This window comes from Nocardia sp. NPDC023852 (assembly GCF_040639505.1).
Classification (GTDB): domain Bacteria; phylum Actinomycetota; class Actinomycetes; order Mycobacteriales; family Mycobacteriaceae; genus Nocardia.
Genome location: NZ_JBFAAB010000005.1, coordinates 269,533 through 289,744 on the forward strand (window position 1 = coordinate 269,533; position 20,212 = coordinate 289,744).

20 protein-coding genes and 1 pseudogene are annotated in these 20,212 nt (G+C 65.8%); 10 read left to right on the top strand and 11 right to left on the bottom strand.

What is annotated here, in order from left to right:
• Positions 1–74 precede the first annotated feature (74 nt).
• On the bottom strand, positions 75–1,010 hold the full coding sequence (locus tag AB0H00_RS12370) for a hypothetical protein (protein ID WP_357264964.1): 936 nt from the start codon (positions 1,008–1,010) through the stop codon (positions 75–77).
• Between the two features lie 860 nt (positions 1,011–1,870).
• Between AB0H00_RS12370 and AB0H00_RS12375 the strand changes: the two genes are divergently transcribed.
• Together AB0H00_RS12375 and AB0H00_RS12380 are read left to right on the top strand one after the other, a co-directional pair.
• Positions 1,871–2,794, top strand: a complete 924-nt coding sequence (locus AB0H00_RS12375; RefSeq protein WP_357264966.1) for a hypothetical protein — start codon at positions 1,871–1,873, stop codon at positions 2,792–2,794.
• Between the two features lie 217 nt (positions 2,795–3,011).
• Complete coding sequence (locus AB0H00_RS12380) at positions 3,012–3,197, top strand: hypothetical protein (RefSeq protein WP_357264968.1); 186 nt, start codon at positions 3,012–3,014, stop codon at positions 3,195–3,197.
• Positions 3,198–3,237: 40 nt separating this feature from the next.
• Here AB0H00_RS12380 and AB0H00_RS12385 read toward each other — a convergent pair whose 3' ends face one another.
• The 3 genes from AB0H00_RS12385 to AB0H00_RS12395 are packed head-to-tail and all read right to left on the bottom strand — an operon-like array spanning position 3,238 to position 4,855.
• On the bottom strand, positions 3,238–3,753 hold the full coding sequence (locus tag AB0H00_RS12385) for a putative immunity protein (protein WP_357264970.1): 516 nt from the start codon (positions 3,751–3,753) through the stop codon (positions 3,238–3,240).
• A gap of 17 nt (positions 3,754–3,770) precedes the next feature.
• Positions 3,771–4,127, bottom strand: coding sequence for a helix-turn-helix domain-containing protein (locus tag AB0H00_RS12390; protein WP_357264972.1), 357 nt, complete (start codon positions 4,125–4,127; stop codon positions 3,771–3,773).
• Positions 4,124–4,855: a TioE family transcriptional regulator gene (locus tag AB0H00_RS12395; protein WP_357264974.1), complete on the bottom strand. Its 732-nt coding sequence runs from the start codon at positions 4,853–4,855 to the stop codon at positions 4,124–4,126. Before AB0H00_RS12395 ends, AB0H00_RS12390 begins: the two co-directional genes overlap by 4 nt.
• Before the next feature lie 61 nt (positions 4,856–4,916).
• Between AB0H00_RS12395 and AB0H00_RS12400 the strand changes: the two genes are divergently transcribed.
• On the top strand, positions 4,917–6,119 hold the full coding sequence (locus tag AB0H00_RS12400) for an erythromycin esterase family protein (RefSeq protein ID WP_357264976.1): 1,203 nt from the start codon (positions 4,917–4,919) through the stop codon (positions 6,117–6,119).
• A 419-nt stretch (positions 6,120–6,538) separates the two neighbouring features.
• On the opposite strand, the gene AB0H00_RS12405 is transcribed toward AB0H00_RS12400, so the two are convergent.
• A complete protein-coding gene (locus AB0H00_RS12405) occupies positions 6,539–6,847 on the bottom strand; it encodes a CopG family transcriptional regulator (protein ID WP_357264977.1) in 309 nt (102 codons plus the stop codon).
• Positions 6,844–7,128 carry a hypothetical protein gene (locus tag AB0H00_RS12410; RefSeq protein WP_357264979.1) on the bottom strand — a complete coding sequence of 95 codons (285 nt, stop codon included), beginning with the start codon at positions 7,126–7,128 and terminating at the stop codon, positions 6,844–6,846. Before AB0H00_RS12410 ends, AB0H00_RS12405 begins: the two co-directional genes overlap by 4 nt.
• Before the next feature lie 587 nt (positions 7,129–7,715).
• Between AB0H00_RS12410 and AB0H00_RS12415 the strand changes: the two genes are divergently transcribed.
• Positions 7,716–8,006, top strand: coding sequence for a hypothetical protein (locus AB0H00_RS12415; RefSeq protein WP_357264981.1), 291 nt, complete (start codon positions 7,716–7,718; stop codon positions 8,004–8,006).
• Between the two features lie 142 nt (positions 8,007–8,148).
• On the opposite strand, the gene AB0H00_RS12420 is transcribed toward AB0H00_RS12415, so the two are convergent.
• The 3 genes from AB0H00_RS12420 to AB0H00_RS12430 form a co-directional block, all read right to left on the bottom strand.
• Positions 8,149–8,727: a WHG domain-containing protein gene (locus tag AB0H00_RS12420; RefSeq protein WP_357264983.1), complete on the bottom strand. Its 579-nt coding sequence runs from the start codon at positions 8,725–8,727 to the stop codon at positions 8,149–8,151.
• On the bottom strand, positions 8,720–9,547 hold the full coding sequence (locus AB0H00_RS12425; RefSeq protein ID WP_357264984.1) for an alpha/beta hydrolase: 828 nt from the start codon (positions 9,545–9,547) through the stop codon (positions 8,720–8,722). Before AB0H00_RS12425 ends, AB0H00_RS12420 begins: the two co-directional genes overlap by 8 nt.
• Positions 9,548–9,625: 78 nt before the next feature.
• Positions 9,626–10,279 (bottom strand): TetR/AcrR family transcriptional regulator C-terminal domain-containing protein, encoded by a 654-nt coding sequence (locus AB0H00_RS12430; protein WP_357264986.1) that lies wholly within the window; start codon positions 10,277–10,279, stop codon positions 9,626–9,628.
• Between the two features lie 85 nt (positions 10,280–10,364).
• Between AB0H00_RS12430 and AB0H00_RS12435 the strand changes: the two genes are divergently transcribed.
• The 5 genes and pseudogenes from AB0H00_RS12435 to helR form a co-directional block, all read left to right on the top strand.
• Positions 10,365–11,849 (top strand): FAD-dependent monooxygenase, encoded by a 1,485-nt coding sequence (locus AB0H00_RS12435; RefSeq protein ID WP_357264988.1) that lies wholly within the window; start codon positions 10,365–10,367, stop codon positions 11,847–11,849.
• A 203-nt stretch (positions 11,850–12,052) separates the two neighbouring features.
• Positions 12,053–12,604, top strand: a complete 552-nt coding sequence (locus tag AB0H00_RS12440; RefSeq protein WP_357264990.1) for a DUF402 domain-containing protein — start codon at positions 12,053–12,055, stop codon at positions 12,602–12,604.
• A 260-nt stretch (positions 12,605–12,864) separates the two neighbouring features.
• Positions 12,865–14,067: a site-specific integrase gene (locus AB0H00_RS12445; protein WP_357264992.1), complete on the top strand. Its 1,203-nt coding sequence runs from the start codon at positions 12,865–12,867 to the stop codon at positions 14,065–14,067.
• A 40-nt stretch (positions 14,068–14,107) separates the two neighbouring features.
• Positions 14,108–14,458 carry a hypothetical protein gene (locus AB0H00_RS12450; protein WP_357264994.1) on the top strand — a complete coding sequence of 117 codons (351 nt, stop codon included), beginning with the start codon at positions 14,108–14,110 and terminating at the stop codon, positions 14,456–14,458.
• Positions 14,459–14,496: 38 nt separating this feature from the next.
• Positions 14,497–16,370, top strand: a pseudogene (gene helR, locus AB0H00_RS12455) (RNA polymerase recycling motor ATPase HelR); the annotation flags it as partial.
• A 112-nt stretch (positions 16,371–16,482) separates the two neighbouring features.
• Here helR and AB0H00_RS12460 read toward each other — a convergent pair.
• Both AB0H00_RS12460 and AB0H00_RS12465 read right to left on the bottom strand, forming a co-directional pair.
• A complete protein-coding gene (locus tag AB0H00_RS12460; RefSeq protein ID WP_357264996.1) occupies positions 16,483–16,782 on the bottom strand; it encodes a hypothetical protein in 300 nt (99 codons plus the stop codon).
• 3 nt (positions 16,783–16,785) lie between these two features.
• Positions 16,786–18,453: a GMC oxidoreductase gene (locus AB0H00_RS12465; protein ID WP_357265100.1), complete on the bottom strand. Its 1,668-nt coding sequence runs from the start codon at positions 18,451–18,453 to the stop codon at positions 16,786–16,788.
• A gap of 337 nt (positions 18,454–18,790) precedes the next feature.
• On the opposite strand from AB0H00_RS12465, the gene AB0H00_RS12470 reads away from it, so the two are divergent.
• Positions 18,791–20,047, top strand: coding sequence for a cytochrome P450 (locus AB0H00_RS12470; protein ID WP_357264998.1), 1,257 nt, complete (start codon positions 18,791–18,793; stop codon positions 20,045–20,047).
• Positions 20,048–20,212: the final 165 nt, after the last annotated feature.

Here is a 20,212-nt window from a genome sequence, read left to right on the forward strand (position 1 = left end):
GCCGACTGAGGGTCGGACCACGATCCTGGTCGTTCAGGCAAGCCCACGCTGCCGGGGACGGCCTTCTCAGCCCATCACGCCTCGACGCGGGCACCGAGATCGGTGACAGGCGGTTTGCGGCGCGCTTCTGCCAGGAGCTCGTCGAGTTGCGCTTCCGCGCGTTCGGCGCGAGCCAGGGTTTGGGCGCGGGCTTCGTCGAGCGCCTCGATTCGGTGGGTCGCCTCCGCGCGAACCTTATCGACGGCCGCCGCGGCGTCGGAACGGACAATCGCGAGATCGGCGGCGGCGGCGCGGCGGGCTTCGGCGAGCTCGGCGCGGGTGGCATCGAGTTCAGCACGGACCCTGCGCCATTCGTCGCGTGCCTCGTTCGCGGCTTCGACTCGTTCAGCAGCGGCATGCTCGGCGCGTTCGGTCGCGCGTTCTGCCTCGGCGGCACGCTGGACGGCGAGGTCCCGTTCGGACCTGGCGGCCGAAACCTGTGCGGCCGCTTCGCGCCGCGCCTGCGCGATTTCCGTTTCGGTGCGCCGTTCCGCGCTCTGGACCTGTTCGGCGGCGTCCTGCTTGATGCGTTCGATCTCTTCGGTGCACTCGCGACGCACGGTACGGATCTCAGCATCGGCGTCGCTGCGCGCTGCGAACACATCGTCGGCCGCCTGTTTGGTGACACGTTCGACTTCACGTAGCGCGTCCTCGCGGGCCGAATTCGCTTCGGCGACCCGCTCTTCCGCCTGTTCGGCAGCGTTGGCCGCGTCGTCCGCCGCGGACTCGGCGAGGGTCCTGGCTTCGTCCGCCTGCCTGCGCGCTTGCTCGGCCGCGACGGAGGCGACCTCTGCCTCCGCGATACGCCGCGCCGCGTCCGCCTGCACCGCCTGCACTTGGGCCTCGACGACGGATGGGTCGGCCAGCGTGGACAATTCGGCGACGGCGGCACTCAACGTGCTCGTCAGCTGATCGGCGAGTCCGCGAAACTGGGTGAGCAACTCATCCGCACGCAATCGCGCAGCTGTCACCGGCCCTTGCTGCGTCACAGTGACGGAACCGGCGGGGACCTCCGACTCCTGTTGTTGCCGTTGACGTTCCCGCCAGGCGCGCCATCGCGTGTGATCCGGATGGTCGCAGTACTCCGACGGCCGACCAGGCCCGCCGCCGCGCGTGATGGGACGGACACAGCCCGGATAGTTACATACGGTGGACACCAATGAATCGTAGGTTGATTTCATCAGATATGAAGAATTGGCGCCAACGAAACGTCCGGTGCCACGCCACCCAAACTCGATTCGTCAGATCCACTGAGTCGCGGAAATTCTATTTACACCACCAGGCTGTCGGCCCTGCCGCAGCCTCTCCTCACAGCGCAGATACTCGCCAACCGATCGCGGCAAGACCATCACAACAACTCCCTTAACACCGCCACGGCGAGCTGGTTCCAGCCAACGATCTGGGTGTGCCGACCGACCAGCAGAGCTGACGTCATCACGAACGATTGCATCAGGTAGCGCAAGCTCAGAGGCGCTTCCGACTGGTTTGTGGTGCGATCTCGAACGTTGATGGCCTAATCAGCCCGCCACCCGCGCCACACCTCGTCTCGACGATCAGCGGGAATCGCGTAACCCCGCACCCAAACCTCCACACCGACATGATCTTTCCACGCGGTGATGTAATGATCGTCGAGCCCGAGAGCGGTTTCCGAACACCGCTCAGGTCAACAACCGGTAAGGAAAGTAGTGAACTCTCTGTGACGACGGTAAGGAACCTTCCCTCCGACGGTGTAGTGGGTGTCGAATGAGGTTCTGACCGAACTGTTCTTGAACGAGAGACTCGGATATTGCGTTACACCACGCCCGCACCGCCAGTAGATATCGTTGCGGAGGTGCCGGGAATCGCCGACTACGCCCGCACCACGGTCCGCCTACACCCCCGGCAGGGGCAGCCCGGCGTCTCGGACAGTCATATCGGCGGCCCTCTGTGGTGGCCGGCCGACGAGCCGTGGCCCACCTGCACCGAGCCGTACCTGGTGTGGGTGCCGTTCACGAGACCTGACGGGGTCCGTGGGAAAAGAATGGTGCCGGCCGAAGTCGATGTACCGAACTACCTGGTACCCATCGCGCAGTTGTGGCGGCACGACTTCCCCGAGATCGACTACCCCGACGACACCGATGTGCTGCAGGTGCTGTGGTGCCCCAACGAGCACGAGCAGCTCGACAGGTGGGGCCCCACGGTCCAGCTCGTGTGGCGGCATACCGAGGGCGGTACCGCGCTGCTGGATTCGGCTCCTGCTCCTCACCAGGTCTCCTACGACTTCTACCTGCCACAAGCGTGTTCGCTGAACCCCGAACGGGTCGATGAGTACCCGGATCGTGAGGTGTATCCGCCGGAGCTGAGAGAGCGACTGCGGCAGTGGGAGATCGCCCATTACCCCACTGCTTCCCATGACGCGGTGTACGACGAGGAGCGGGTCGAGAAGTATGGGTGTACCTGTTATCAGTATCTGCTGTCGGTGGCTCCAGGCTGCAAAGTCGGTGGATGGACCTCGTGGCACTCGACCGACATGTATGCCGTGCCCTGCTTCGACTGTGGGGGCGAGACACGGCAACTGCTGCAACTGGACAGCTCGGAGTGGGATGGCGGTTCAGGGCCGCGCTGGAAGCCGGTCGTGGACGCGGGCACGGAGTTGCCGTCGGACGCAGAGCCGGAGAGTGAGCCGACAGGGCTGAGTCACGGTCGCTACGGAGCCATGACGATCTTCACATGTCGGACCGATACCCGGCACGCGCCGCGATTCACCATCCAATGAAGTGGGCCGCCGAGCGTGCCGCCCGGCGGTGTATATGCACTTTGCGGTCGTGACTGTTCGCGCTGTCCGGAAAATCGTTGTCCTGTCCCATGGAAATTGAGGCACGTTCGGTCTGCCGAGTGGCAGTTATTCGTGAGATAGACCTCGAGCCGAGTGTCTAACGGATCATGAGGCAGATTGTCGAGTTGCCGTCTCGACGGAAGTCGGCCATTGGTCGATGGAGGCTTGTCCCGACTTCGGCTCGACCCTTCTGCCTGGGTGGCTGGTGTCCTGTCACCGCGACGAGCACGATGAAAACCAGTTCGGCTTCCGCAGTTCCGCCGAGCTCGATCGGCCCGAGGGCTGGGCGGCATGGGAAATGACCAGGGCGGAGTTCGAGCGAGCCTGGCCCGCAGCCGCGTAGGGCCGGGCGCGGCGGAAGCGGATGAGTGGCAGGCTTCAGATCAATCGAAGACGTGCCAGCAGATGGCGCTCCGGCGTTGTTGATCGTCGAGAACGAGTTCACGGATTGCGGTAGGGAGGTGCGCCCGCTGCCACTCCCGTTCCTCGGCCCGAGCTCGAGCGGCGTCGTGGGCTGGGACACGTGCGCTGGCCGCCCTGATGGCGTACGCCGCAGCGCCCAGGTCATGGGCGGCGACGTGAGCCACCGCAACCGCCTGACCCGCCGACAGTGCGGCGAACTTCGCTGGATTCGGCATCCCGCGCGCCGCGGCATTCGCCTGGAACGCCGCTCGGTGTGCGTCACTCATACGCACCTCACCGCGGATCCAGGCTCGACCGGTATCTATAGCGTCGCGGGGCCGGCTGTCACCTGATTGATGATCCTCGAACAGATTCAGCACGTGCTCGGCGCACAAGAGGGCCCAGTCAGCCAACAGTCGGTGGTGTTCGTCCGTCAGGGTGCCCCCACGTCGGACGGTGATCAGCCGAGGATCACGCTCTTTCGGGAGAATCGGCACACGCTCATTCCTACCATTCACGAAGTTCGCCTGTTCGGTGACCGCTGCGGTCGCTTCTGGGGCTGAAGTGCGCGGTACAAGGTGGAGCGGACGACACCGTGGTGGGCGGCGATGGAGGTGACGGACTCCCCGCCGGCGTGGCGGGCGCGAGCGATGTCGAGCTGGTCGTCGGTGATCGCCGTGGGTCGGCCCGCCGCGACGCCCGGCGGCGGCACGTAGCCCGTCAAGGGTGCGTTCGCCCATGAGGTCGCGATCCATCTCGGCGCGGGGCGGCCACGGCGAACAGCAGCCGGTCGGCGAGTGCACGACCGGCTCAGCGGGAGTTGCTGGGCGGCTGAATCGGTCCGTGGTTGACGACACCGTGGTGTAGTCACTCGGCCTTTGTCCGGGTGGGGGCCGGTCGGTAGTCGAGGTAGGCGTCCAGTGCGGCAGCGCCGGTGAGCATGGCGCGGCTGCGCGCCGAGAGACGGGCATGCCAGTCGCGCAGTGTCGACTCCAGGGGTGCGACTCCTCCGGCGGAGCGGATTCGGGCGATCAGCGGGGCGATCTGCTCCAGTAGGTAGCCGCCCCGTCTGAGCTGGTGGACGAGGAGGGCGTCGCGCACGTCGGCCGCGCTGTAGACGCGGTAGCCCGTCTGCGGGTCGCGGCGTGGTCGTACCAGGCCTGCTCGTTCCCATTTGCGCAGGGTGGCTGGGCGGATGCCGAGTCTTCTGCCCAGGGGGCCGACGAATGTGTCGCCGGGTTCTTGCGGTACCGGATCGAGGTCGTGCAGCGCGGCTTCGACGGCCTGGAGGGTGTGGCGGTCATCGAGAAGCTGGGCGTGACTTTCGTCGATGAGCCGAAGCGCGTCCTCGGTGGCGTCGCGGTGGATCGCCTGCATGATCGACGCGGCCGTGTGGTGGCCGTGTCCGGGCAGGAGAGCGAGGAACGCGCGCAGCGCTTGTGCGTGCCATGGCGTGTAGGTGCGGTACCCATGCGGAGTGCGTTCGGCGCCCGGAAGGATGCCGTCCGCCTCGTAGTTCCTGACCGCCTGCGCGGACAGCCCGTGCTCGCGCGCGAGGTCAACGGGCCTGAGTCGGCCACTGTTTTGAAGGTTTCGCACCACTTACCTACCAATACCGCTAGAAAGTTTCAATCGTTGGTTCAACGATAGCGTTAACAGCATGACTGCTTCTATCAAATACGCCGCACATGTCGTCGACGCTTCGACCGTGATGGGGTTGCTCCCGGCCCGGCCGCGGCTGCTCGCCCTGGGCGAGCCCACCCACGGCGAGGACGCTCTGCTCGACCTGCGAAACAACCTCTTCCGGCAGCTCGTCGAGCAGGAGCGCTACCGGACGATCACGATCGAGAGCGACTGCATGGTGGGTCTGGTCGTGGACGACTACGTCGCCTCGGGCACAGGAACTCTCGACGACGTCATGGAGCGGGGCTTCAGCCACGAGTGGGGCGCCTTCGCGGCCAACCGGGAGCTGGTACGTTGGATGCGCGCTTACAACGACGGCCGGCCCGCGTCAGAGAAACTGCGCTTCGCCGGTTTCGACGGCCCGCTGGAGATCACCCACGCCGCGAGCCCTCGGCAGGCCCTCGCCGCACTCCACGCCTACCTCACCGCCCGGGTTGACGCCGACCTGCTTCCCTGCACCGCGGAAACGCTCGACCGCCTGCTCGGCGCCGACGATCGTTGGACCAATCCCGCCGCGATGAGGGACCCGTCGCAGTCCTTGGGTCGGACGCCCGAGGCAAACCAGCTGCGGCTGCTCGCCGACGACCTGGTAGCGCTGCTCGACGCGCAGTCGCCACACCTTGTCGAGGCGTCCGCACCGGACGACTGGGACCGGGCCCTCTTGTACGGGCGCACCGCCACCGGCCTGCTGCGCTACCACTTCTGGATGGCCGACACGTCACCAAGCCGTATGGCGCGGCTGCTCGGCGTGCGGGATTCGATGATGGCCGCCAACCTGCTCGCCATCGCCGAGCGGGGCCCGGCGCTGGTGAACGCCCACAACGGCCACCTCCAGCGGAACAAGAGCAGGATGCAGATGGGCGACCTGCCGGTGGAATGGTGGAGCGCCGGGGCGATCGTCAGCGCCCAACTGGGCGAAGAGTACGCCTTCATGGCCACGGCCCTCGGCACGATCCGCCACCACGGTGTGGAAACCCCACCTCCGGACACCATCGAAGGGCTCCTGTACGCGCTTCCGGAGGACCGATATGTCGTCGACGCCCGCCGACTGGCCGCTATCGTCAGCGACGCGATGCCCGCTCCCCGCGTGTCCGCCTGGTTCGGCTACTCCCCGCTGGACCCAGCTCACGTGGCCAGCGCCGACGGGATCGTGTTCGTCAAGGACGCCCCGCCGAGCTAGGCTCCTCAGCGTTCAGCGCCGACTGGCCGGCAACGGTCAGGTAGCGACCGGGCGCCGTCGACCTACTCGTCGACGGTGTCCGGGTCACGCAGTGGGCGTAGCGCCCTGTCGGTACGCGGGCTGAAGGCATACCGGCGAAGGCTCGCCGTTTCGTCAGATACATAGAGAGTCAGGACAGGCCGGTAAGAACCGTGTCACGATCGGCACTCGGGGAAGCTCGGCGTGGCGGTCACGGTGTGGAAGTAACTTGCCCTTGAACAGGCGAAGCCTCAGTGCCCCAACAAGTTCCGCCGAGTCCAAGAAATGCGTCGAGTAGTGAGCGATGGCGCGGCGGATCCCGGGATGTACTGACTATCCCGACGACTCGGCAGCGCGCAGGAGCCGGAAACCACTTCCGGGGCTGCCGTGAGTACCGGGTGTCAGGCGGACTTGGACAGCCCGGATAGAGCGCGGATGGCGTCGGTGAGTGAGATCGGGTGATCGTGCTCGATCGCGGCGAGCCCGGTCTCGAGCAGCTGGCGCATCAGCATGGATTGTGTGATGCCGCGATCGGCTGCGGCCGTTTTGATCCGCTGGTCCAGCTCGCTGGGCATCTTCAGCGACCTCGACACCATGATCCCGTCGGGGCCGGGAGTCGGAGGCAACTCGACTTCCTCGTCGGTGAACTCCAGACGCCCGGCAAGGGCGGCCATCTCTTCCGGGGTCTCGGGCCATTCGGGTGTGCTCATCGCGTCTTCTCCCACTTACTGAATTCCTGCAGTTGATCCGGTGTCATCTGCTGGACCGCGACGATCTGCCGATCGAATCCATCCAGCGCACGCAGGGTGACGATCAAAGGCCGACCGGCGTCTGTGCGTGCCCAGATGGTCAGCGCCCACAGCCCGGTCACCGGGTCGATACCGCGCCGCGGCCATCGACGTTCGGCGTAGAGCACCTCGATCACCTCGTGACGCTCGATCCCGGCCATCGCCAGCACGGCATAGGCGCCGTACCACCACTCGTAACCCACCACCCGATACTACCGCCTGGGTACCACGCAGGTGGTACCCACATGAGTGAGGGCCGAGGCGGCGCGGCCCGAACTATGCCAGGAAGCCACCCCTGAACTCGAGCGCCAACCAAGAACCACTGCCTGCTCCCATCACCAACCCCAAACGCAACTCAAAGACGACGACACGACCGCACTCAACGCTCGGTAGATCGTTTTGCCGGCGAAACCACCCAGGGATATCGCGGCCCGAGCCGTCATTTCTGACCGCCGATAAGTGAACCTTATCGGCGGTCAGATTCGGGTAGACCCTTGAAATCGTCATCAGGTATTTCGTTTACGTTTGGTTACATCATACGAAACGAAACTGCTACGTAACTGCCGAAAAACTAGGCACCCCTGGACGCTCGTACCAAGAGCTGTCTTCTCGCATCGGATCTGTCGTAAGACTGGCTAGTTCTCATCCAATCCGTCGGAAACGATCACGAGCTCCAGTGCAGCGGCACCGATGGACCGGTGCTGAACGACCGCGGGGAGTCAAGGCGATCCAGCACCGCTCGACACTGAAGACTTCGATGTGGTTCTCGCGACCTTGACTGGCAAGTGCCATGGCGGTGATCGCCACACAGGCAGTGGATGAGATCGGTGCGCCGGTGAGAATCGTTCCGGCCGTTCAGATGCTAGAGAACATCCGGGCTGGTACTGGTCGGCGACGCTGGGGCGATGATCGGATTAGAATCGTGGTCGAGCGAGATCATCTGATCGCCCTGAATTCCGAACCTGACGTGGTGAATATCGTGTCGCAGCCATTCTGGCGGTTCTGGCGGGACGAACGCGATACGGAGTTCTGTCATGCGCCGGACTTCCTGGTCTATTTACCGGTGGTCGCGGGCTGGTAGTCGATTCGCGTCCACTGGACTTGATCCGAGACCGGGACGGAGCCGCGTTCGCCAGGACGTCCTGGGCATGCGCGATGGTTGACTGGGGGCTACGCGCTGTGGGATCGCCTGGATCCGAAGTACAACCGTAGACCGCCGGTCCCTAGTCGGTTACGGGGCGGGCAGCCCGGAGTCCGCGGTCGACGAAGTCGATCATCCAGTTGAAGCTGACGTCCGGGTCGCCGGTCCATTGGAAACCGTTGGATGCTTGCAGCGATGCGAACCCGTGGAATGTGCTGCGCAGACTGCGAAGCGCGTGATCCAATTCGTCTTCGGGGACGTGATAGCCGCGTAGTACTGCCGTCATCGAATCCGACAGGCGGGCACTGGGTTCCAGCAGCGGATCGTCAGGGCCGGTGAATTCGGCGCCGATGGTGGCGGAGTACCGGCCGGGATGGGCGACCACATAGACGCGGAACGCGCGCGCGAAGGCCGACAGAGCGTCCGCGCCGGATAGTCCGTGCATGGCGTCACGGATTTCACGGTCGAGTTCGGTCATGGCCAGCACCGCGATGCCGCGCTGCAGGTCGGCCAGGTTCGCGACATGTTTATAGAGGGAAGGCGTTCGGACACCGAGCCTTTCGGCCAGCAATCCCATGGTCAGATTGCCGTAGCCGACGTCGTCGGCGAGCTCGGCGCCCGCCCGAACGACGTCGGTTGTGCTGAGTCCGGCTCTAGGCACGGGCATGCTCCTCGAGGAACGACAAGGCGAGTTCGGCGACCCGGTCGGGGCAATCCGCGTGCGGGTAGTGCCCGGCGCCCTCGGCCAGCTCGGCCCGGCCCAGTCCTGCGGGCATCAGCGCCACGATGGCATCGCCTTCGGCCTGAGGGTCGGCGAAGTCGGGGTCCTCGGTGCCCATGATGATCAGTGCGGGGCTGCTGATATTTGCCAGCTGCGCTTCGGCGTCGGCCGGTGTGGACTTGCCGGTCTTCAGGAACTCCGCGAACCGGCCGGGTTCGCGCAGCTTCACCGACAGCTCGGCCATGTAGTGGTCGTAGTCGGCGGGCTTGACCGGATAGGCGACATTCAGGTATCCCATCCACTGGCCGAGGCTCTTGAAGATCATTGCCGCCATCAGGTGCGTCATGCCCTTGCGGTAGCGCGAGACGGTGAATACGGCGCCCGCGGCGAACTTCTGGGTCTTGGTGAACGGGTTGAGTTCGATGATCCCGCTGACGAGGTCGGGGGCTTGGGCCGCGGCGATGGTTGCGGCGCCGCCGGAGAGGGAGTGGCCGATGATGACGGCGGGACCGCCGAGATGACGGATCACGGCGAGCAGATCGCCCGCGACGTCGGTGCGAGAGATCGCGTCACCGCCATCATGAGACCTCCAGTTCATGCTGGATTCCCCATGTCCGCGCAGATCGACTGCCGCCACCCCGTACCCCGCAGCGACCAGTTTCGGGGCCAGGAACCGGTACGCCTGCCGACGGTCACCGATACCGTGCGACAGCACGACCAGTGGACCTTGCCCCGCCCACGTCGTAGGTGATCTGTCCACCGTCGATAGTCAAGTACTCGGTCATGTCGAACTCCCGAAGAGTGATAGCTAATGATGATAGCCACAAAGCTAACATGATTAGCTACAGGAGTCCATGGATCGCAGGGAGCCGATTCCGGCGAGGATGACGCGTAGGCCGTGGTCGAACTCTTCGTCCGGGTCGGCGGCAAAGAACTCGGTGACCATGCCAGCGGTCAGTGGATAGCGTTGGGAGTCGACGGCTGCGCCGATATGGTCCGCCTCGTACGGGTTCCCCTCGGCATACTCCACGCCGGAGTGAGCCTGTTCCTCGATGACGAAGCCGACGGTGTAGTACAGCAGGATCGGGAAGACGCGCCTCGCCTCACACATGGCGAAGCCGGCGTCTTCGAGAGTGCGCAAGGTCAGTTCCACGGTGCGCCACATGACTTCATCGCTGACGTAGGTGCCGGCCAGCACCTTCGCACCGTCGCGGTAGCGCAGCATCGATTGCCGCAGGCGGCTGGCGAGATCGACCAGCCAATCCTGCCAGCTCTGTCCTCGCCGTGGCGCCTCGATGCCGTCGACGGCGGAGACGAAGACGGTTCTGGCCATGGCGTCGAGCAGTTCTCGTTTGTTCTTTACGTGCCAGTAGAGCGCGGGTGCTTGAACATCGAGCGCCGCAGCAACTTTGCGCATAGTCAGCCCATCCAGGCCGACACCGTCGAGTAGTCCCAGCGCGGCCTCGGCGATGGACTTGGCATCGAGTTTCATCTTCGCCTCCGATCTTCGAATCCACTTGACAGCTTAACAACGTTCTATTTAGCTTAACCACATTCAATTTAACATTGTTAAGGAGATGGTCGTGGAGACAACTGATGTGGTGATCGCCGGCGGCGGACCGGTCGGGCTGATGCTCGCCTGCGAACTGCGGTTGGCCGGGGTCGAAGTGACGCTGGTGGATGGGCTGCCGGCGCGCACCGGCGAATCGCGGGCGGGTGGCATCCACGCCCGGACCATGGAGATCTTCGACCAGCGTGGCCTGCTGGAGCGGCTACTGCCACAAGGACGGCCGATCCAGGCCGGTCACTTCGGTGGGCTGCCCCTGGACTTCACCGACTTCCCCACCCGCCACCCCTACATGCTCGCCGTCCTACAATCGGCGATCGAACGTGAACTCGACCAGCGCGCAGCAGAACTCGGCGCTTCCGTGCACTGGGCCTCGCCGGTTGCCGGCTTCGACTCCGACACGGCGGGCATCGAGGTCGGACTCGGCGGACCCAACCCGCGCAGCATCCGCGCCGCCTACCTCGTCGGCTGCGACGGCGGCCGCAGCGCGGTCCGTAAGCTCGCCGGCATCGAGTTCACGGGCACCGACGCGACCATGACCGGAATGATTGCCGATGTCGAACTGTCCGATCCGCCTGCCGAAGCCGTCTTCGGACAGCGTCGCGGTGCGGGCGATTTCTCGGCAGTCCAATTCCAGCCCGATTGGTACCGACTCGTGGTCCAGCGGCACGACCGCGTCCTCGAACGCGGCATCGAGCTGAGCTTCGAGGATTTTCGCAGCAACTTCACCGAAATCGCGGGCACCGACTTCGGGATGCACAGCCCACGCTGGGTCACCCACTACAGCGACGCGGCCCGCCTAGCCGACCGCTACCGGGCCGGTCGTGTCCTCCTCGCCGGCGACGCCGCCCACATCCACTACCCCGCCGGCGGCCAGGGCCTGAACATGGGTGTGCAGGACGCGGTGAACCTCGGCTGGAAACTCGCCGCCACGCTGCGCGGCAACGCACCCGCCGACATCCTCGACACCTATGAGACCGAACGGCGTCCGATCGCCGCCCGCGTGCTGCACAACACTCGTGCGCAGACCGCCCTGTCCCGCTCGGGCGCCCACACCGGCGCCCTGCGGGACATCATGAGCGATCTCATCGACCTCGACGAAGTCCGCCAACGCCTCGGCCTCATGATCACCGCGCTCGACATCCGCTACGACATCAAGGGCGATCACCCACTCACCGGCCGCCGCATCCCCGACGCCGACCTCACCACCGCGACCGGCGACACCCGCGCCCACGAACTGCTCCGCGCTGCGCGACCGATCCTGTTGCTGCTCAACGGAACCGAAACTTCCTCGGTCAGCGGATGGGACGACCGCGTCGACGTCGTCCGCGCCACTGCCCGCACCGAGTACTGGGTGATTCCGCGCGTGGGCGAAATACCCACTCCCACAGCCGTACTCATTCGCCCGGACGGTTACGTCGCCTACGCGACCACCACACCTGGGGACGAGGGACTGACCGATGCCCTGACAGCGTGGATCGGCACGGCATCCTGACCGCAACAAGCGTCGGTTTCGCACCGGAGGGACAGCCACCGCCACCACGTACGTCGACGCAACAATCCGGCCGCTTCGGCATGGAGCTTTCATCCAAAACCCACACCGGGCCCGACAGTCCCACGCCCAACACTGCTGCCCGATCACTAAGCTGCGTTCTCGTGACATCCTTCGCCGCAGGTCGAACGATCGTTATTCGGGACATGATCTACGGGAGATCGTTCACCGAGTGGCCGCAACGGGTGATCGAGGATCGTGGTGACGAACTCCGCGTGCTCCTCACTCCGGGGACAAAGGGACTCGGCCCGGCATTATGGATAAAGTCGATGCGCGAGGACGATCCCGGGGCACGCCGCGAACTGCTGCAGGCCTATGCGCGCCGGGAGTGGGAGATGGCGCCCTGGACCTGGCAGCGAAACACCCGGCTGGCCATCATGTACACCGACCGCTACTTCGCCATCGCGCCGATGTGGAACGAGCGCAGAGAATTCCGCTGCTGGTACGTCAACTTCCAACTTCCCTTCACCCGAACCGCCGATGGCGTCGACACCAGCGACCTGCACCTCGACCTCATCGTCGACCCGGACCTGACCTATCACTGGAAAGATGAGGACGAGTACGCCCTCGCCATCCGCCTCGGACTGGTACCGATCGAATGGCAGCATGCCGTCGATGCGGCTCGCGGTCAGGCGGTGGCGATGGTCGAGCGCCGCGATGGCCCGTTCAGCGAGGACTGGCGCTCGATGCCGTGGTAATGCAAGAGGATTCGCCATGGGATCGCAGGGTGACCAGAACCGACACCGGTGCCAGAACGAGCTCGATGTCGCCAAAAGTCGCGACGTCGGGCGTTGTGTCTGCGCCGGATGGTAGACACCCGCTGATGCGCCGAACTTCGAACGCGACCGTCCCGGAACGGACCCACCGATGGGTTGCCGATCGTGTCGTAGGGTGAACTCTCGCGCTGGATACCGTGGCGCAGACAGCCAGTCGCCGACGTGAACACGGGAGCCGAGCCATGGACGATCGATCCAGCGTCGTCGCAGTGCCGGAGTCGGTGCGCACGGAATTGCGCCGTGGCGTGCGCAGCGTGCTGGTGGATGCCACGGCGCTGCGCCTGGTGCGTGATCGATTCGACGACGATCAGGCGGGCTCGCTGCGCCGGTATCTCGAGGCCTCGCAATCGGCGAATACTCTGCGCGCCTACCGCACCGACTGGGTCGCCTGGGCAGCGTGGTGTACGACCGAGGGCAGGCAGGCACTGCCCGCCGATGCCCTCGACGTCGCCGTCTACCTGGCCGCAGCCGCCGACGCGCGCCGCGCCACCGGAGGATGGGCATTCAGCCCGGCGACGTTGGAACGCAAGTCGGCCGCCATCGCCGCGGTGCATGCCGCGAACGGGCTGCCATCACCGACGCGTTCGGACGTTGTGCGCCTCACGCTGCGTGGTGTCCGCCGTACCCGCCGCACTCAGCCCGCACGCAAACGTCCCGTTCTCCTGCACACCCTTGACCAACTCCTGGCTGGACTTCCCGAACCGGGCTGGCCCACCGAACCTGCTCGCCGCCGGGATGCGCTCGCGCTGCTCGTCGGTTTCGCCGGAGCTTTGCGCCGCAGCGAGCTTGCCGGCCTGCGCATCGGCGACGTCTCGGTGACCCTCGATCACAGCACTGGCGAGCCGATCCTGCTGATCCGGCTGCCCGCCACCAAAACCGACCCTACCGGCGCCGCCGAACAACGCGTAGCACTCCCGCGCGGCCGCCGCCCCGCCACCTGCCCGGTCTGTACCTTGGCCGACTGGCTACGTCTACGCGAAGTTCATTGCGCCGCAGGCACTCTAGGGGTACGCACCTGGCTGACTGACCTGACCGCCACCGACCCCGTCATCCACCGCTGCCATGGCTACACCGGCACCGTTGCCAACGGGGACCTCCCCCTCTTCCCCACCATCACCCGGCACGGCGCCATTTCCGACCGCCCGATGTCCGGCCGCGCCGTCGCCGAACTGGTCAAGCGGTATGCCGCCCGAGCCGGATTCGACCCCGACCTCTTCTCCGGTCATTCACTGCGCGCGGGCTTCGCGACGCAGGCCGCACTCGGCGGTGCCAGCGACCGGGAGATCATGCGCCAGGGCCGCTGGTCCAATCCCCGCACCGTCCACGGCTACATTCGTACCGCGAACCCCCTAGAGGACAACGCGGTGACCAAACTCGGGCTGTGAGCTCGCCTTTCGCGCATTGTTGCTTTGATGGCGAACCGGCATGGCGCAGCGTCGGGAGCCGATTCACGAAGGCGGAGAACACGTAGCCCATCTCTACGCGGGCCAGTTGTCGGCCGATGCACTGATGGATGCCGCGGCCCACCCGGATGATCGATCGCGTTGGGCGAATCGAAGGTGCCGGTCGTCGAACTCGGCCGGATTCCGGTTGACCGTCACAGCGGGCAAGGAAAAGGGAAAGGAGAGTACTTACTCCGCCTGTGTTGGCGTGCCGCTGGAGACCCGCGCACGAGCGACCGCCGTGGCCGGCACGATCCGCACCGATTGGGCCAGGGTGGCGGCGAAGCTGCTGCTCGACACGCTCAGCCGAAAGGAGCCGCCGATGTCCGCGTGAATCACACGGGATCATCGAACCGAGGAAGGGCCCGCAACCGCGCATTTTACGTCGCCACCGCCGCGAACCCGGAGAACATGTGCCGGCGCCGCCAGTTCCACACCCGCGGGCGACACGTGGTCGATTTCACCGACGAGGTGCTCGGCCGCCCCGATGGTGGCGAGCGAGGGGACGCGGCCCTGCTCGCGGCGGTCAACGCGCCGCGTGGTGACGGGATGGGCGACATCGTGGCGACGATCCAGGCCGAGCAGGACGAGATCATCCGACTCGATCACTCAGGGGTCCTCGTGATCGAAGGTGGCCCAGGCACCGGGAAGACCGTGGTGGCGCTGCACCGTGTGGCGTACCTGCTCTACACCCAGCGGGAGCGGATGGAACGCCATGGCGTGCTCGTGGTCGGGCCCAACCCGGCGTTCCTGGACCACATCACCCACGTACTGCCGTCGCTGGGCGAGTCGAATGTGGTGTTCACGACCATCGGCGACCTCGCGCCCGGGCTGCGCGTCACCGCCGAGGACACCGCGGAAGCCGCACGGCTCAAGGGTTCGCTGCGGGTCCTGGAGATGCTCGCTGCGGCGGTCGCTGATCGGCAGCGGTTGCCGGAGCATCCGCTGCCGATCGAACTGTCGGACGTCACGGTGCGGATCGACGCCGATGCCGTGGAGTGGGCCAGGGAGGAGGCGCGCGCGAGCAGGCTGCCACACAACGAGGCCCGCGCGGTATTCCGCGAGACGTCACGTGGGTACTCACCGAACGGGCGATAGGCCGGATCGGCCGGGGCTCGCTGACCCGGGCAGACCGCGAAGCATGGGAGCAGCTGCGGGAGGACCTCCTCGAGGAGGTCGCGGACCACGACACCTTCACCGCCGCGCTCGACGAACTCTGGCCGATCCTGACGCCGGAAACTGTGCTGGCACAGCTGTACACCTCCCCTGAACGACTGCGTGCGGCGGGCGGCGCCGCGGCGCTGTGGCGCGCCCACGGAGACGCCTGGACGGTGTCGGACGTGCCGCTGCTCGACGAGCTGGTCGACCTGCTTGGCCGCGACAAGCCCGCCGACCGGACCGCCAAGCGAGAACGCAAGGACGAGGCCGAGTACGCCGCCGGCGTACTCGACATCATGGTCAGCCGCGAGGACCTGATGGACGACGAGGACCATCTGCTCGCCCAGGACATGCTCTACGCCGAGGACCTGGCGGATCGCTTCCTCGAGCGCGACACCCGGGAACTCGCCGAACGCGCTGCCGCGGACCGGGACTGGACCTACCGGCACGTCGTGGTCGACGAAGCCCAAGAACTGTCCGCAATGGACTGGCGGGTGCTGATGCGGCGCTGCCCGGGCCGATCCTTCACAGTGGTCGGCGATCTCGCTCAACGCCGGTCGGTGGCCGGAGCGGCATCGTGGGACACGATGATGGAGCCGTACGTGCCCGGCCGCTGGGTGTACCGGTCGCTGTCGGTGAACTACCGCACTCCGGCGGAGATCATGACCGTCGCGGCCGCGCTGCTCGCCGAGTTCGCACCCGGGGTCCAGCCACCGGCGTCGGTCCGCGCGTGTGGCGTCCGGCCATGGTCCAAGCGGGTCACCGAGGACGAACTGCCGACTGCCATCGAGGAATTCGTACGGGACGAAGCCGGGCGCGAAGGAACCAGCGTCGTGATCGGGCCACCGGGTATGCCTGGCGTGGTGACAGCGTCGGAGACGAAGGGCTTGGAGTTCGACGCCGTCCTCGTCGTGGAACCAGAACGGATCCTCGCCACCGGCCCACGCGGCGCGGCTGAGCTCTACGTCGCACTCACCCGCGCCACCCAACGCCTCGGCGTGCTACACCAGGACCCATTGCCACAGGCCCTGACCGGACTCGCCGAAACCGGGACACCCGTCCAGGCTGGGAATCAGCGGTTGGCGTAGCGATTCGAGTGCGGGATTATGGTGCGCTCGGCCCTGCCCCTGTCCCGGGCGGCAACCGCGGCGGAGCAAGTCAACCATTGAGTTCGCTCGAGGCAGATTTCACTTGTCGCGCTTACTTGTCGGAACGAAGCCCGCGCCAGGATGGGTGTCGAAGCCGACCGTCGCTGGTCCATTCAGTGAACGAGACTTCGCCGACAACTAGGGGCTCGACCCAGATGGCATCAGGAACGTCGGTGTCGGCGGTCGGCGTTGCGCACTCTGCTGCCTGATGACTGGGCGGATTGGCTCGATCGCTGCCCGGTACCTGTACCTGGCACAGCCGTTCGACGCATTGTCGCGCAAGGTAGCGAATCGGATATCCGACCCAGGACGAACGCCGAGCGCTGTAGCCCGTGCAGACTCCGACGGCCATCAACTACCCCCCAGAACGAATGATCTCTTCGATATTGCGCTCAGCCAGCGCGCTGATCGTCAACGATGGGTTCACTGTTCCGGTGCTGCCGGGCACAGCAGCACCGTCCATCACGTACAGGCCGCGATAACCACACACCCGACCGTACCCGTCTGTTGCACGTCCGATCACTGCCCCGCCCAACGGATGTGAGGTGATCGAGGCGTCCCCTGGGGGGGCCATGGGCCGGCAGTGGCAGTCCGCCTTGTCGTTGACCTCCTGCGCTCGGGCGAGGTAGTCCACGGCGCCGTCGTCTGGCCACTGCAGGTCCACCCGCCCGTTGGTCGGGTTGTACACGAACCGGCCGCGGGTGTCGTCGAGCACCATGCCGAGCGATCCGAGAAGGCCGATATCGTAGGGCGGCGCGCCGGGGATGTACCAGTTCTCCAACGACACGGGTGCGCCCGCCTCGTCCAGAATGCGGCTCGCGGACGGCGTGCCCTGGGTGCCCACATCGAGCGAGCTGAGCGTCCGCGCCAAACCCACATCGCCATTGCTGCCCCAGCCTTCGCCGATGTACTCGTTCAGGTTCGGTAGCGCTCCGGTCGCCCGCGCGCGCACCAGTAGCTCGGAGGTGCCGATCGAGCCCGCACCGAGAAACAGCGTGTCGCAAGTCAGTGTCCGGGTTCGGACCACCTCGCCGGTAGGTGCCAGTTTGGACACCGTGACCGTATAACGACCCGACGCTCCCGGCTCCCTGGCGATGGCGTCCACACGGTGGCCGGGGTAGACCCGGGCACAGCCGGTGTCCTCGGCATAGCGAAGGTAGTTCTGATTCAGATCGAACTTCGCGCCGTTGGAATTGCCGAGGTTCGAACAGCCGACCGTCGCCGACGGCCTCGATCGTCCGGCCAGCTCGTCGCGGATAACGTTCCAATTCCACATTCCGTCGATGCGCTGCGGCGTGTAGTCGGCCGCGCGGACTTGATCGTCCCAGGCCCGCGAGTGCGCGAACGCGATCGAGTGATAAAGGTCGTCCGGTATCGGGCTCGGCCGCAACATCTGTCGGACCCTTGGGTAGTAGACGTCATGCATCTCGCGGTAATCGACCACACCACGGAACACGTGCTCGAAGAACCGCTGCTCCGGCTCGATCATCACCCCGGTGAACACCACCGAGCCACCGCCCACGCACGCACCGCGCCACACATCGATGCCTGGGTAACTGGAAACGTCGAGCACCCCGCCGAAGGGATCGACCGACACGGGAATCCTGGTCGCGCCGGTAAAAGTGGTGCGATGCCAGAAGCCGCGACCATCCGGAGCGGTGTCGGCGGCGAAGATGTCACGCCACGGGTCATTCGGCCAGCGCGACCCACGCTCGAGCACCGCGACCTGGGTCCCGGACTGCGCAAGGCGCAGCGCGGTGATCGACGCCCCGAACCCCGATCCGATGACGATCGCAGGCACATGGTCGGCCGGATCCGGCAGCGGCGCGAAGATCTCCGGGACCAGGAGGCGATACATCAACGATCTCGGGCTCAGGCTGTAGTCTTCGGCCCACGCCGGAGGCGTGGCCGTCGCAAGCGTGCTCAACCCCGCAAGACCCACCATCACAGCGGCCAAGCCGGCGCCCTTGACGAGACCGCGCCTGTCCATCGTGCCCGTCACCTGATCGGAATGCCGCTCCATCACATCCCTATCCCTCGTCGTGAGCGTCCGGAGAACTCGGTTACGCGGGGCGGGTCGTCGGGACATAGTGATGACCATCGCCATGTCCATGTCGATGCTTGCTGAACCAGGCAAAGGTCCTTTCGACCACACTACCTGCGCGGCACTACTACGAACCGGCGTCGGTGCGTTTGACCACCGTGACGGCCATGCGCAACGCCTTCCGCCCACGTCACCAAGATCGCCGACGGCGGATAGCCGAAGAATAACTTAGTCGACTGTGCCAGCAGCGGCGCTCTATCATGAGAGGTGTCCAGCGTGGGAGGTGACAATGTTAGCGCGCGCATGGATCCGGTGGTTGCTCCTGCATCGCCTGCCACGGTCCTATCTGCTGTGGTCGGCGCGTCGGGGCGATCCCTTCGCACAGATGGTGATCGGCCCGGATCGCGGGCTCGGCTCGTCGCACTTCATGGAGGAGATCCGGCAGCGGGGCCGGATGCACCACATGTCGGGGTTTTCCGTGACCGCGGACCATGAACTGTGCCGATTGATCTTGCGGGATCGCCGCTTCGGCGTGGTCACGCCCAACAATCAAGCCCTGCCGAAGCCGATCCGCTGGGTGATGACGAAGACGGATCTGGAACTGCCCAACCTCGCGGAACCACCCGCGATGCTGGTGACCGACCCGCCGAAACACACCCAATACCGACGCCTGGTCGGGCAGGCATTCACTCCGAAGGCGATAGCAAAACTGCGTGAGCGAGTTGTCGAAGTTACCGATGACCTGCTCGAACGCCTCGGGTCGACGCCGCGACCGGATCTGATCGGCGACTTCTCCGAGCAGTTGCCCATCGCGATCATCGCCGAGATTCTCGGGTTGCCTGCCCAGATGCATTCCACCCTGCTGAAGTGGGGAGATACCGGTGCGCCGCTGCTCGAACGCGGCCTGACCTGGACCACTTTCCACCGCGCCATCGAAGACCTGGCCGAGGGGCAACGGTACTTCGACCAGCACATCGCCGGGCTCACTGCCGAACCGGGCGACGACGTGCTCAGTATGTTGGTGACCGGTGGCGAGCTCACCCGCCGCGAGCAGATTGCCAACGCCGCCCTGCTACTAGACGCCGGATTCTTGACGACGGTAAACATGCTCGGCAACGGAATCGCCCTCCTGACCAGCCATCCGGACCAGCTGAAACTGCTGACGGCGCAGCCGGAGCTGTGGCCGGGCGCGGTCGAGGAAATCCTGCGCTACGACGGTCCGGTGCGGATAACGGGCCGCGTTGCGAGCTGTGACGTCGACATCGCCGATCAGCACGTCAAATCCCGTTCCTTGATCCTGCTCTTGCTGGCGGGCGCCAACAAGGACCCCGCCGTCTTCCCCGATCCCGAACGATTCGATGTGACCAGAGCCAACGCCGCGGAACATGTCTCGTTCGGCAGCGGGGTGCACAGCTGCCTAGGAGCCAGCCTCGCCCGAATGGAAGGAGCCATCGCGCTGCGAGCCCTCTTCGAGCGGTATCCGGATCTGCGCCTGAACGGCCCGCCGATTCCGCGTGACCTGGTGAACCTGAACAGCTACCGTTCCATGCCCGCCAAACTATCTGCCAACTAGCACACCAGAGTGGTCGGTCTTCGGCCCCTTTCAGAGATAGATGGCGAAGCGTCGTGAAAGGCTGTCTCGACGAGCGGCAGTGGCGACGGCTGCGCGAGCAGGACGCCGTGCCCGAGCGGGCTGGCTGCCGCCGGGCGGCCCTCGCCCTCCTCCCCTACGTCAGCC